Source organism: Ensifer sesbaniae, assembly GCF_013283665.1.
GTDB classification, from domain to species: Bacteria; Pseudomonadota; Alphaproteobacteria; order Rhizobiales; family Rhizobiaceae; genus Ensifer; species Ensifer sesbaniae.
In genome coordinates, this window is sequence record NZ_JABEKU010000003.1 from 116,102 (window position 1) to 128,725 (window position 12,624).

The following is a 12,624-nucleotide window of genomic DNA, read 5'->3' on the forward strand; positions in this document are numbered from 1 at the left end:
TCTGGGATTTCCGGATGCGGCAGGCAGACATCCTACTGCATGTTTCCTTTAATCGCCGCTGATTAAAGGACAAAACATGCAGCAGTTCAAAGTGCTACAGCGACCTTTGCGCGTCTGGTCAGACGCGCGGCGCTGTGGTCGCGTCTCATATAGGAGATGCAGCGACGATGCGCAAATGGCGCTGGTGATTTTGCCGAGGGGGAGACGGGGTCGCCCGAGCACCCGATAACCCTCCCTTCATCAAAATCGGCGAGAGTGCGCGCCACATCGTAGGGGTGCGCAGGTGAAGACGATTTCCATCAACGGCCGGTTCCTGACCCAGCCGCTTACCGGCGTGCAGCGCTTTGCCCGCGAGATGACCCGGGCGCTCGACGCGCGCATTGCGTCCGGCCAGGTGCCGCATGGCCTGAAGGGAGTGCGCTGGCGGCTGCTGATACCGGGCAAGACGGTGGACGACCCCGGTCTCAAGGCGATCTCGGTCGAGTCCTTCGGCTCGGGCCCGGGCCATGTCTGGGAGCAGGGAGCGCTCTATTGGCGGGCGCGGCGCGACACGCTCATCGGCTTCGGCGGCAGCGGTCCGGTACTACACGGCGACCAGGTGGTGGTGATCCATGACGTCACCCTGTTTCGCCACCCAGCCTCGTTCGGCCGCGGCTACCGGCTGTTCCACGGGACGCTCGGCCACCTTCTCACGCGGCGGGCGAAGATCGGAACGGTCTCGAACTTCTCGCGCCACGAACTCGCCGACGTCTTCCGCGTGCCGGCCGCCGGCATCGACGTGATCTACAATGCGACGGACCATTTCGCAGCGCTTCGGCCGGACGAGGGGATCATCGAGCGGCTGGGGCTTGGCGACACGCCGTTCTTCCTGCTCGTCGGCACGCTGAAGCCCAACAAGAACGTCGAGTTCGCAGTCCGCGCTTTCGAGGCCCTTGGCGCCGGCAACCACAAGCTCGTCGTCGTGGGCGGGACCGATCCGACCGTGTTTCGCGACGTTGCGCCGACGTCGAAGGGCAACCTGATTTTTCCAGGCCGCCTGACGGACGAGGAGATCGCCGGGCTGCAACGGCGCGCCGTCGCCTTCGTCTTTCCGAGCCTCTACGAGGGCTTCGGCATTCCGCCGCTCGAAGCAATGACGCAAGGGTGTCCGGTTCTTGCGGCCGATATCCCGCCGGTCCGCGAGGCCTGCGGCGATGCGGTGCGCTACTTCGATCCCGCGAAGACGGAGACCTTGGTCGAAGCGATGCGGACGATCTCCGCCGACGAGGCTCTTCGCCGGGCGTTGCGGCATTCCGGCTTCGACAACGCCAAGCGCTTTTCCTGGGAGGGAAGCGCCGTGGTGTTGCTCAACATGCTGGCCGCACGGCAGGGCTGATCCGTTCTGCGCGAGCTTGGGGCGATCAGAGATCGAGAACCCGCATGGGGTCCAGTCGCCCACGGACAAAATCGCCAAGGGCGATCAGGTTACCCTTGAGGCGGCCGCGGCGATCGACCAGGCCCTGTGGTTTGAGGCTGCCCAGGATGTTGGCGGCGATGTTGCCGCCCATCAGGTGCAGCGCCCATTTCAGCCCGACCGTGCCCTTGTTGCGCAGATAGAGCGGGTTGGCGACCTGCGAATAGCCGAAGCGCAGGCCCGAGGTACGGCCGCGCTTGTTGCCGAGATGGACGCCGCGGAGCGCAGGCGACTTCACGATCCGGCCGCGCGAAGCCAGACGCCGGCAGAAGTCGACATCCTCCTGCCAGCCATAGAGCGGCAGCCGCTCGTCGAAGCGGGTGCGTTCGGCGGCAATCGCCGAGACGCGGAAGACCATGTTGCAGCCATAGGCGTTGAACGCCGGTTGCGCGACATTGTCCGGCCGAGCGCCTGGGTCCGCGTCGAGGATCGCTCTGGCATCGGCAACCGATATGCCCGGGCCATGAATGCCGTCGGCCAGAACCAGGCCGGTTGCCACGACGACATCCGCCTCGCGCTCGAACAGTCCTGCCGCCTCGGCGAGAAAATCGCTGCGCGGCAGGAAATCATCGTCGAAAAAGACGATCAGATCGGCGGTTTTCGCTTGGTCGAGAATGGCGTTGCGCTGTGCGCTGGAGCCCTTGTTGCCGGCGACGATACGGATCTCCAGGGGCAGCGCGCCGATGCTGGCCTCGTCGACGTCCTCCGCCGCGCTCGGGCAGATCAGGACGGCGTCCGGCAGCCGCGTCTGCCGCGTCAGGTGCTGCAGGGTTTCGGATAGAACCTCGCGGCGGCCCGCGGTCGCTATGCCGACGACGATGTTCATGGGGCGCTCTCCGCTCTTTTGGGCGCGATCTAACCGGAAATTCGTGCAGTTTCTCTTAGCGCCCTACCTTCTTTGCGCCTAGGCAGTGTTCGTTCTCGGCGCCCGCATCATCAGCCGCAATTGGTTGAGCGCGAGCAAGCAGAGCAGACCGCCGAAGACAATGCCGGCACCGATCGTGACGTAGCCGGTTTCACCGGAGAAGGAGAAGGCCAAAACGGCCGCACCAAGTCCGGCGGCGGCGAAGAGCACGGGTGGCCAGGAAAAATCGAAGGCAAGCGAGGACATCAGGCGCAGGCCGACCAGAGCGGCGAGGATGGCGCCGATGGCGCTGCCCCAGGCGAGTGCCGCATCGTAAGCCCCGGTCACGGTCAGGGCTGCCAGTGCTCCAAGGCTCAGAAGCGCGCAGTCGGCAACGGCGAGCAGCAGGATCAGTGCCAGGCGTTGCCTCAGATGCAATGGCGTCGGCAGCATGATCTGCGTCAGCGTGCGAACAAGCGAGAGCATGATGATGGCCGGTGCGGTGGCGAGGAAGCCTCGCTGCAGATCCGGGCTGACGACAAGCCAGGCAGCGGGCAGAAGGACGGCGAAGATGCCGGCTGCCATCATCAGCGCGAAGCTCGTCAACAGCGCGTAATATCGCCCGAGTTGTCGGGCCAGGTCCGAGCCATCGCCGGCGCGGTCATGCGCAGTGACGATCTCCGGATACTGGATCGCCTGAAGGGCCGAAACGATGAGCACGAATGGGCGTTGCAGCAGGTCGAGCGCGAGCAGGGCGCCTGCGGCGCCTGTCGCGCCGAGCGCCGAAGTGAGGATCGCTTTCAGCGCCAGGGGCGCGAACATGGCGGCGGTGGCGGCCCCGGCCGAGACGCTGCCATAGACCAGATGCTTGCGGAAACGGGCACCGTCGAGCGCAGCGGCAGGACGCGTGGCCGCGCGGCGTGAGAGCAGGAATGCAAGCAGACCATAGGCAGCGTAGCCGGCGAAAAGGCCGGTAACGGTCGAAAGAAAGCTCGGCGAAACCAGCGCTCCGGCCAAGGTTCCCGCGGCAAGAATGGTGGCGCGCGATCCCTGCAACACCGAGAAGGCGCGAAAGTCCTGGCGGAAACGCAGCATGGTCAGGTGCAGGTCGCTGCCGCCTTGCGCAATCGAGACCAGACCGCCGACAAGCGCCACGACGGGCGGCACACCGAAGAGCAGGGACGTGCCCGCCGCGAGCAGGCACAGGACGGCGCAGGCCACGGCTTCGATCAGGATTGTGCGTCGTTCCGCCGCTTCGCTCTCCGCGTCTGGTCCCGGGTAGAAGCGCGTGCAGGCAAAGCGCACCCATTCGAAGGCGGCGATCGCTGCGAACTGACAGATCGAGATGAAGAGCGAGTAGCTGGCATAGTCGGCCGGCGCCAGCCAATGGGCGACGATGATCAGCAGACCGAAGGCGATGACGGCCTGGTAGAAATAGGCGCCGAGCGCAACGATCTTCGCCATGGGGTTCTGCCCTTCCGTTTCGCGCTCGTGATAGCGCAAAACCGCAAACAAAGTGTTTGCCGGACCGCCGCCTCCGTCCTCAGTCGAGGTCGACCGGGTCGAAATCCCTCATGTCTTCCAGCAGTTCGATAAAGCCTTTGACCGCATGGGCGATCAAGACATCACCCCGTGCTGCCGTGGCGGCGGCGGCGTTTCCGGCAACACCCTCGCTGTTGAGGTCGCGCATCTTCCAACCGAAGGCATGCGGGCCGTAGGCGCGCAGATGCTTGAAGCGCGCGGCAAATTCCTCCTGGCGGGAGCGGAAATCGGACGCCTTCGCCATGTCGACCTTGTCGGGATGGAGTGCCAGCATGACCGATGTCTCGATATCGCCGCCGTGGATGTCCAGCGCCTTGTCCTCCGGCCTGATCCAGCCGTCCGGTTGGCCGAATCGGGTCCAGTTCGTTGCGACGGCCAGCATATTGAAGCGCACGCGCGCTTCGGTGGCGACGATTGTCATCAACGGCGAGTTGCCGCCATGGGCGTTCAGCATCACGAATTTGCGGATGCCCTGCCTATGAAGATCACCGGCAATGCCGAGCCAGCGCTCGACCGCCTCGCCATAGGCAAGGGTTCGGCTGCCGGCGACATCCATGTGTTCGATCGAGTAGCCGACCGGCTCGGCCGGCAGGAAAGTGACGGGCAGGTCGGCGGGGAGCGCCGCGATCGTGCGGGAGACGATGCCTTCTGCAATCAGCGTGTCGGTTTCGAAGGGCAGGTGAGGGCCATGCTGTTCATGGGCGCCGAGCGGCAGCACGGCAATCCAGTCACGGCGGGCGCCCTCCGGAAGGTCGGCCGGATTGTCCTGCCATCGCGGTTCAGGCATCGACATTTCTCTTCGATCCTCCACGTCAATTGTCGTAAAACTGTTATTTGAGTCATACAGTTCGTAATCGCAAGCTGTATTGTTATAAGTGTTCGACGCAGAGATTCGGCAGGAGGTCCAATGGGCAAGAAGAACAAGGCCGAAAAGAAAGGCAAGAACGGCAAGAAGAAGGACGAGCTCCTGACAGAGCCGCACGATCTTGCTGCTATCCTTGTCCAGGCTGCGCGGTCCATGCGCACCGTACTTTCCCGTAATTTGCTCGAAAGTGGTCTCTACGCCGGACAGGACGGCGTGATGCTGGCGCTGGCCGAAACCGACGGCATGACCGCGGGGGGCCTTGCCGCCAGGCTTGGGGTCAAGGCGCCGACCATGACCCGCACGATCGGCCGGATGGAGGCGCAGGGCTTCCTCGAGCGCCGGCCGGACGAGGACGACGCGCGGCTCACCAAGGTCTATCTCACTGAGCCCGGCCGCAACCGCCTGCAGATCATCGCCGAAGCCGGCCAGCATTCGGAAAAGCTCGCGACACGCGGCCTGACCGAGAAGCAGGTGCGCACCCTGATGAAACTGCTGCGCGCCGTCGACAGCAATCTCCAGGCCGCCCGGGCCGCCGACTGACCCCCCTTGTTCGCCGCATATTGCCGTGGCGATTTAAACAGTTTAAATAGGGATTTAAATTTATGGCACTCGTGCGTCCACTGAGACGCGCGAAGAGTGCCGCAAGGCATGCCGCAACAACCTCATTCGGATTGGATCGTGGGGTTGATGTGGCCGGGGGCGGAACAGGGCTTACAGGGGGCATCGTGGCGCAAAAGGTCAAGCTTTCGACGATCGCGGAAACACTTGGTCTATCGACGGCAACGGTATCCCTGGCCCTGCGCGACAGTCCGTTGGTCGCAACCGTCACTCGCGACAAGATCAAGGAACAGGCGCGCGCGCTCGGCTATATCTACAACCGCCGCGCCGCCAGTCTCAGAACATCCCGCTCAGGCATCATCGGCGTCGTCGTGCACGACATCATGAACCCGTTCTACGGGGAAATCCTGAAAGCGATCGAGGCCGAGCTCGACCGTGACAAGCAGACCTTCATTCTCTCCAACCACTATGACTCGGTCGACAAGCAGCGCGACTTCATCGAGACGCTGCTGCAGCTTGGCGGCGACGGCGTGATCATGTCGCCGGCGATCGGCACGCCGCTGGAGGACATCCAGCTTGCCGAGGACAACGGCATGCCGGCAATCCTGATCGCCCGCTCGATCGAGGGCGTTGACGTGCCGATTTTCCGCGGCGACGACGCCTACGGCATCTCGCTTGCCACCAATCACCTGATCGGCCTCGGCCACCGCTGCATCGCCATGGTCGGCGGCACGGACCAGACCTCGACGGGGCGCGACCGCTATCAGGGCTATGTCAACGCGCTGCGCAAGGCCAATATCGAGGTTGATCCGGAACTGCGCATTCCCGGCCCCCGCACGAAGCAGGGCGGTTTCGAGGCGGCGGTGCATCTGCTCTCGCTGCCGCAAAAGCCGACGGCGGTCGTGTGCTGGAACGACCTGGTGGCGATCGGCATGATGAACGGCATCGCCCGCGCCGGTCTGGTGCCCGGCGCCGACATTTCGGTCACCGGCTACGACGACCTCGAAGAAGCGTCGATCGCCACGCCGGCGCTCACCACCGTCTGGAACGGCCAGGCCGATGTCGGCCGCAGTGCTGCCCGCGCGCTCCTCGACAAGCTTTCCGGCAGCCACGAACCCGACGGCATCCATCTGATCAAGCCGGAAATGCGCATCCGCCAATCGACGGGCCCGTTGCGCGTCATCGCCTGAGACCTCTCCCGACAGGAGTTGCCCATGTCCAAGAGCCGCACGCGCGTTCTCGTGCCCGGAAAGATCCATCAACGGGTGATCGATCGACTGGCCGGGCAGTTCGACGTCGCCAGGATAGAGAGCGCCGATCCGGCATTGGTGACGCCGGACATGCAGGATGTGAAGGCGGTTGCCGTCGCCGGCCGACTGCCGGGAGCCCTGATGGACGTCCTGCCGCAGCTCGAGATCATCGCCAATTTCGGCGTCGGCTATGATGGCGTTGAGGTCGCACATGCGGCCGCCAAGGGTATTGCCGTCAGCAATACACCGGATGTTCTGACCGAAGAGGTGGCCGATACTGCGATTGGCCTGCTGCTGAACACGCTCCGGCAACTGCCTCAGGCAGAACAATGGCTGCGCCAGGGGCGCTGGAGCCGCGAGGGCGCGTTTCCTCTGTCGCCGCTGTCCCTGCGCGGCCGAAGCGTCGGTCTTTATGGCCTCGGGCGCATCGGCCTCTCGATCGCCAGGCGGCTCGAAGCCTTCGGTGTGTCGATTGCCTATCACACGCGCAGCCCGCGCGAAGGCCTGCCCTATGCCTACCATTCGACGCTCGTCGGCCTCGCGGCGGCCGTCGATACGCTCATTGTCATCGTGCCCGGCACCGAGGCGACGCGGCGGACGGTGAATGCCGATGTGCTTGCCGCGCTGGGCAGTGACGGCGTGCTGGTCAATGTCGGCCGCGGCTCGACGGTCGACGAACCGGCGCTGATCGCGGCGCTTCAGGGCGGGGTGATTGCCGGTGCCGGCCTCGATGTCTTCGAGAACGAGCCACACGTGCCGGATGCGCTGATGGCGCTGCCGAACGTTTCGCTCCTGCCGCATGTGGCTTCGGCCTCGGTGTTCACACGCAACGCCATGGCCGATCTCGTCGTCGACAATATCGAAGCCTGGTTTGCGACCGGAAAGGCGTTGACGCCGGTGCCGGAAACGCCGTTCACGCGGCGCGCGGGTTGACACCCGGCATCGTTGCCTCAGGCGACGATAGGGAGGCAGAAGCGTCAGGCGGCCAGGCGAGCAGCGGCGTAAGTCCGCACGGCGTCGCCGAAGGCCTTGAACAGGCTGGCCGAGGGGGTGTCGGTGCGCACCCAGTATTCCGGATGCCATTGTACGCCAACGGCAAAGGCCTTGGCGCCGATCACCGAAACCGCTTCGATCGTGCCGTCGTCGGCTACCGCCTCGACAGCCAGGCGCGGAGCCGCGGCACCGATTGCCTGCCGGTGCAACGAGTTGACGCGGATGCGGCCGGCGCCAAGCACCGGAGCGAGGCAGCTTCCTTCCTTGACGATGACGTCCTGGCGGATGCCATAGGCAACGTCGAGTTCCTTCACGTCGGGCTTGCGGTGATCCCAGATCCCCGGCTGGTCCTGGATTTCGGTTGCCAGCGTGCCGCCGAGCGCGACGTTCAGCTCCTGAATGCCGCGACAGATGGCGAGCAGCGGCACGCCGCGCTCCAGCGCCCGGCGGATCAGCGGCAGGCTGGTCGCGTCGCGGCCGGGATCGAAGGGACCATCCGTGTCCTTGGCCTCCCGGCCATAGAGTGATGGATGAACGTTCGAACGGGCTCCGCTTGCAAGCACGCCGTCGACGCGGTCGAGGATTTCGTCGGTGTCGTTTCCAGTTTCGAGCGCCGGAATGAGGAAGGGCATGACGCCGGCGCCTTCGACGGCGGCGCGCACATATTGATGGGCAACGACATGCCAGACATTGCCGTCGAATTCGCGGAAATCGCAGGGGATGGCAACGACAGGTTTCGACATCGTCAGGCTCCGTAACAGGCTCGAGAAAAGCCTTGCCGTCAGATGTGGATGAAAGTCAACTGGGAAGGTGGCGGGCTGGATCGCTGCGCCGATCCAGGGCCGATCGCCTGGGAAACGCCCTCTGAAAAGGGCAGGAAATCGCAGGTAATTCTTTAAGTTCGAGTAACCATCCTGCACGCAAGTTTGGGATCGTCCGCCATTATCGTAGAATTGCCAAAGTTGCAGCCGCGCCCCTTTATTGTGCGGATACCTATGTTTGGTTGCAGAAACCGACTGTTGTTCAGCGCGCTTCGCACTACTGAGTTGAACTCTCGGGTCTTACCGGCGCGCCCGGCGATTTTTCTGGGATTCGATACTTTTTTCGGGGCGTTAGACGAAATCATTCGTTAAGTCATCACCCTTAACAATCCGGTAAACCGGAGCTTGGTTCATGATGCGACCTGGACAGAGCGCTCTTCCGACTGACGTGTATCTGTCATCCGTGAGCTCGCTCTACGAACATCGCAAGACGTTGCTGATCGGCATGTTGTCGCATGTCGTGACGTTCCTGCTCGTCTATCTCAAGACCAGTGATCCGCTTTATCTCGCCTGTTCCGGCGCGATCTTCGTGTTCTGGGCGCTGCGCAATCTCGATATGGCGCGGTTCGACCGGCAGGATTTCGCCAATGCCGACCGGGCGATGGTGCGCAAATGGGAGAACCGCTACATCGTCGGTGGCGTCAGCGTCACGCTCACCTGCGGCATCGCCTGCGGCTATGCCATTGCCGTCAGCCGGGATTCCTTTTCCGAGCTTGCCACCATTTCGGTGACACTGGCCTCGATGATCTCGCTCGTTGGGCGCAATTACGGCTCGGAGCGGGCCGTGCTTCTCCTATCGTCGTCTGCGTGCCTGCCGATCGTTATCGGCCTGATCACGTTGCAGGACGTGTTCATGCTGGTGCTCGCCTTGCTGATCCTGCCGTTCATCCTTTCCACCTGGATGATGGCCAACAATGTGCGCGCCTTCCTCTATGAAAACGTGTTGGCGGCGCGCGAGATCGCGACCATTGCCGGCCAGTTCGACGCCGCGCTCAACAATATGACGCATGGCTTGTTCATGCTGGATGGCGACGGCCGCGTCGTGGTGGCCAATGAGCGTGCGAGCGAATTGCTGGCGCTTGGCGACAGGACCGAACTCAAGGATTGGCTGCTCGATGACGTGATCCGCCGCGGCGGGCGGCGCATGCGGCTCGGTGCGGAGAAGACCAAGGCGATCTCGCGCCAGCTCGACCTGCTGCTCAAGGGCAAGCGCCCACGGGTATTGATCCCGGTCAGCGAGGAACTGCATCTCGAATTTTCGGCCAGCCGCCGCGACAATGGCGATATCGTGCTGATCTTCGAGGACGTGACGGCGCGCGTGCAGGCGGACAAGCAAATCTTGCACATGGTGCGTTTCGACAAGCTGACGGAGTTGCCGAGCCGCGACTATTTCGCAGAGCTGGTCGTGGCCGCCGCAAGCGGCGACGAGAAGGAGGACCGGCTCGTCGGCCTGATGGTCCTCGACGTCACCGAGTTCAAGCATGTCAACGACATGCGCGGCCACATCGTCGGCGACAAGCTGCTGCAGGCGATTGCCGGCCGGTTGAAGGCGCTCGCCGGCGACGATGCGATTGCGGCGCGACTGATGGGCGACGAGTTCGTCGTGTTCTTTCCGAACAAGGCCGGCGTGGCCGATCTGGAAGAGCAGATGCGTGGGCTTCACACGGATCTGCGCGGCACCTACGTTGCCGGCGGCTTCACCTTCAACATGACCGTGAGCGCGGGCTTCGTCATCGCATCGAACGTGGATCTGAAACTCGAAGACCTGCAGATCAAGGCGGATCTTGCGCTTTCGGAAACCAAGCTGCGCAACCGGGGCGGCTGCACAGCGTTCGAAGCCGAGATGGACGCCCGCTATGTCGACCGTCAGAAGCTCAAGGCCGACCTGCGTGAGGCGATCAATGCGCAGAGCCTGACACTCTCCTACCAGCCGATGTTCGCGCCGGGCGGCGGCCGGGTCGAGTGCTGCGAGGCGCTGGCGCGCTGGACACATCCGGAGCGCGGGCCGGTGCCGCCGAACGTCTTCATCCAGCTCGCCGAGGAATTGGGGCTGGTCACGCAGATCACACGTTTCGTGCTCGATCGGGCCTGCCGGGATTGCATGGACTGGCCGAACGATGTGTCCGTCTCCGTCAACCTCTCGGTTCTCGACCTTCGCAGCAGCGAGATCGTCACGATGGTCACGGATGCCCTTCAGGCAACCGGCCTCGATGCTTCGCGGCTGCATCTGGAAGTGACTGAAAGCTGCCTGATGGACGAGCCCCTCAAGGTGCAGGCGATCCTGCGCGAGCTGCGTGGCCTCGGCATCACTATTGCCATCGACGATTTCGGCACCGGTTATTCGAGCCTCAGCTATCTCGATGCCCTCCCGGTCGACATCATCAAGATCGATCGCTCCTTCGTGCGCAACATCCGCGAGGATTCGCGCCGCTTCAAGCTCCTGCGCGGGACGGCCAATCTTGCCCGTGCCCTCGGCCTGCGCATCGTCGTCGAAGGGGTCGAGACGGCCGATCAGCTACAGCTGATCACCGAGCACAATTGTGCCGATTTGATACAGGGCTTTGTCTTTGCCGCCCCCATGCCTGCCTCTGCCATTGCGACGCTTTGCAAGAACGGTGTGCCAAAACGAGGCACGAAACCCGGCAGCAAGCGCATCGCCTGACGCTGCGACCCCAAATTCCGTCCTGTTCTGACGCTGCCCACTCCACAGCAAGTTTTTGATTAGTAAGGATAAATACATCCCATTTTGACGCGCATCGCTCTACGTCGATCGATTTAATTCACGAATTCTTAGGGTTAACAGAAAGTTAACGGTGAACTGTTCCGTTTTGCGGTTGCCGCTCCATTTCCCGTCAATAGGTTAACGATTTGTTAACCATTGAGGTCTGGAATATGGATGAGACGGTTCGCCAGGCGGAGCCTGGGCGTTTTTCTGAAAAGCTGATGCAATTGCTCGATCGTGTCGAATATCGGCGGGTCGAAACCGGCGAGGACATGGAGGACATCGCGCGGCTGCGCTACAAGGCCTACAAGTCCGTCAATCTGATGGAGTTGACGGGCTCGACGCTGATCGATGATCTCGACTTCGACAGTCACGCCTATGTCTTCGGCATCTATCTCGACGAGAGCCTCGTCAGCACCGTGCGCGTACATCACGTGACGCCGGCGCATCGCGCCAGCACGTCGGGCCTGATCTTCGGCGCGGAGATCGACGCGTTCCTCGATGCCGGCATGGTCCTGGTCGATCCGGGTCGATTGGCCGTCGATCCAGATGTCATCGGTGACGAGATGCGGGCGCTTCCCTACCTGACGCTTCGCCCGGTCGCCATGGCCTGCGAATACTTTTCCGCCGACCGTTGCCTGACGGCCTGCCGGCCGCGCCACACCGCCTTCTACAAGCGCATTTTCGCCTCGGAGACCGTGGTCGCCAAGCGCGAGAACCTGGGGGTCTACAATGCCGACGGTGCCTTGCTCGTGGCGCAGGTGAGGGGGCAGCGGCCTTCGATCCTCGACCGCTATCCGATCTTCGATTCAGAGCCTTTCGAACGCCGCATGATGTTTGCCGATCGCAGTGAGGTGCCGTTCGCGCCGTTGACGATCCTGCCGACCGCGCGCATGGCGCAAACCGGCTATGGTCGCTCCTACCGAACTTCCGTCTTCCGCTGACGGTCTTCGATATCGACATCGGAGGGTGGAGCGCGCCCGTGTGCGCCGCCCTTGCTGCTGGCCGCGACATATCGCCCCATCAGATACCGCTAAAGGACGGGTTTTCGTTGCGCCCGGCCCAAGCATTGTGTAAGGGCAGCTATAAGGGTTTTCGCGACTTTTCGCGGGAGCCATGCTTCGATTAGGAGCGGCGATGACCAAGGGTTACGCCGTGGCATTCAGGGAGAATTTGAACGATGGCTGAGCATCATTCTGGACCGGTCGATGTGGGAGCCCCGATGGACTATCCGGAGCACGAGAAAACCTACCGCATGTTCCTGAGCGCATCGAAGTACGGCACGCTGTTTTGCGTGGCGCTGCTGATTGCGATGGCTGCCGCATTCTTCACGACGATGGGCTTCTTCTCCTCGCTCGTGCTCTTCATTCTGCTCAACGTCGCAGGTTTCTTCTTCCTGCGCTAATCCGCGTCATCGGACTGATTGCCGAGGAGCTGGACGCTTCCTCGGCCACCGGGCGCGAGCCCGGACGAAGTTGCATGCCGTCGACTGGAGGCGTTGACGCTGCACGGCACTTCAAAACGCTGCAGCGACCTTTGTGCACCCAATAGGATGCGCGGCGCTGTAAGGCTTGGA

At 63.1% G+C, this 12,624-nt stretch carries 11 protein-coding genes; 7 read left to right on the forward strand and 4 right to left on the reverse strand.

Going from position 1 to position 12,624, the window contains the following annotated elements:
* Nucleotides 1–283: 283 nt before the first annotated feature.
* Entirely contained in the window at nt 284–1,375 is a 1,092-nt protein-coding gene (locus BHMPCIPO_RS29175; RefSeq protein ID WP_173520325.1) for a glycosyltransferase family 4 protein, read from the forward strand.
* 25 nt (nt 1,376–1,400) lie between these two features.
* On the opposite strand, the gene BHMPCIPO_RS29180 is transcribed toward BHMPCIPO_RS29175, so the two are convergent.
* The 3 genes from BHMPCIPO_RS29180 to BHMPCIPO_RS29190 all read right to left on the reverse strand — a co-directional run bounded on the left by BHMPCIPO_RS29180 (nt 1,401) and on the right by BHMPCIPO_RS29190 (nt 4,632).
* On the reverse strand, nt 1,401–2,279 hold the full coding sequence (locus BHMPCIPO_RS29180) for a glycosyltransferase family 2 protein (protein WP_173520326.1): 879 nt from the start codon (nt 2,277–2,279) through the stop codon (nt 1,401–1,403).
* A 78-nt stretch (nt 2,280–2,357) separates the two neighbouring features.
* Nucleotides 2,358–3,761: a polysaccharide biosynthesis protein gene (locus BHMPCIPO_RS29185; RefSeq protein WP_173520327.1), complete on the reverse strand. Its 1,404-nt coding sequence runs from the start codon at nt 3,759–3,761 to the stop codon at nt 2,358–2,360.
* Between the two features lie 79 nt (nt 3,762–3,840).
* Complete coding sequence (locus BHMPCIPO_RS29190) at nt 3,841–4,632, reverse strand: creatininase family protein (RefSeq protein WP_173520328.1); 792 nt, start codon at nt 4,630–4,632, stop codon at nt 3,841–3,843.
* Nucleotides 4,633–4,746: 114 nt separating this feature from the next.
* Between BHMPCIPO_RS29190 and BHMPCIPO_RS29195 the strand changes: the two genes are divergently transcribed.
* The 3 genes from BHMPCIPO_RS29195 (at nt 4,747) to BHMPCIPO_RS29205 (ending at nt 7,445) form a co-directional block, all read left to right on the forward strand.
* Nucleotides 4,747–5,244, forward strand: coding sequence for a MarR family winged helix-turn-helix transcriptional regulator (locus BHMPCIPO_RS29195; protein WP_173520329.1), 498 nt, complete (start codon nt 4,747–4,749; stop codon nt 5,242–5,244).
* 185 nt (nt 5,245–5,429) lie between these two features.
* Nucleotides 5,430–6,452: a LacI family DNA-binding transcriptional regulator gene (locus BHMPCIPO_RS29200; protein WP_173520330.1), complete on the forward strand. Its 1,023-nt coding sequence runs from the start codon at nt 5,430–5,432 to the stop codon at nt 6,450–6,452.
* A 24-nt stretch (nt 6,453–6,476) separates the two neighbouring features.
* Nucleotides 6,477–7,445, forward strand: coding sequence for a 2-hydroxyacid dehydrogenase (locus tag BHMPCIPO_RS29205; protein ID WP_173520331.1), 969 nt, complete (start codon nt 6,477–6,479; stop codon nt 7,443–7,445).
* A 44-nt stretch (nt 7,446–7,489) separates the two neighbouring features.
* Here the strand turns inward: BHMPCIPO_RS29205 and BHMPCIPO_RS29210 are convergent, their stop codons facing one another.
* Complete coding sequence (locus BHMPCIPO_RS29210) at nt 7,490–8,248, reverse strand: gamma-glutamyl-gamma-aminobutyrate hydrolase family protein (RefSeq protein ID WP_173520332.1); 759 nt, start codon at nt 8,246–8,248, stop codon at nt 7,490–7,492.
* A gap of 430 nt (nt 8,249–8,678) precedes the next feature.
* On the opposite strand from BHMPCIPO_RS29210, the gene BHMPCIPO_RS29215 reads away from it, so the two are divergent.
* The 3 genes from BHMPCIPO_RS29215 to BHMPCIPO_RS29225 all read left to right on the forward strand — a co-directional run bounded on the left by BHMPCIPO_RS29215 (nt 8,679) and on the right by BHMPCIPO_RS29225 (nt 12,453).
* Entirely contained in the window at nt 8,679–10,988 is a 2,310-nt protein-coding gene (locus tag BHMPCIPO_RS29215; protein ID WP_173520333.1) for a putative bifunctional diguanylate cyclase/phosphodiesterase, read from the forward strand.
* A 230-nt stretch (nt 10,989–11,218) separates the two neighbouring features.
* Entirely contained in the window at nt 11,219–11,992 is a 774-nt protein-coding gene (locus tag BHMPCIPO_RS29220) for an N-acyl amino acid synthase FeeM domain-containing protein (protein WP_173520334.1), read from the forward strand.
* Between the two features lie 236 nt (nt 11,993–12,228).
* Nucleotides 12,229–12,453: an aa3-type cytochrome c oxidase subunit IV gene (locus BHMPCIPO_RS29225; RefSeq protein ID WP_173520335.1), complete on the forward strand. Its 225-nt coding sequence runs from the start codon at nt 12,229–12,231 to the stop codon at nt 12,451–12,453.
* Nucleotides 12,454–12,624: the final 171 nt, after the last annotated feature.

Coding starts and splice junctions, on each gene's coding strand:
- BHMPCIPO_RS29180 (WP_173520326.1), bottom strand. CDS start 2,279: ATGAACATCGTCGTCGGCATAGCGACCGCGGGCCGCCGCGAGGTTCTA.
- BHMPCIPO_RS29185 (WP_173520327.1), bottom strand. CDS start 3,761: ATGGCGAAGATCGTTGCGCTCGGCGCCTATTTCTACCAGGCCGTCATC.
- BHMPCIPO_RS29190 (WP_173520328.1), bottom strand. CDS start 4,632: ATGTCGATGCCTGAACCGCGATGGCAGGACAATCCGGCCGACCTTCCG.
- BHMPCIPO_RS29195 (WP_173520329.1), top strand. CDS start 4,747: ATGGGCAAGAAGAACAAGGCCGAAAAGAAAGGCAAGAACGGCAAGAAG.
- BHMPCIPO_RS29205 (WP_173520331.1), top strand. CDS start 6,477: ATGTCCAAGAGCCGCACGCGCGTTCTCGTGCCCGGAAAGATCCATCAA.
- BHMPCIPO_RS29210 (WP_173520332.1), bottom strand. CDS start 8,248: ATGTCGAAACCTGTCGTTGCCATCCCCTGCGATTTCCGCGAATTCGAC.
- BHMPCIPO_RS29215 (WP_173520333.1), top strand. CDS start 8,679: ATGATGCGACCTGGACAGAGCGCTCTTCCGACTGACGTGTATCTGTCA.
- BHMPCIPO_RS29220 (WP_173520334.1), top strand. CDS start 11,219: ATGGATGAGACGGTTCGCCAGGCGGAGCCTGGGCGTTTTTCTGAAAAG.
- BHMPCIPO_RS29225 (WP_173520335.1), top strand. CDS start 12,229: ATGGCTGAGCATCATTCTGGACCGGTCGATGTGGGAGCCCCGATGGAC.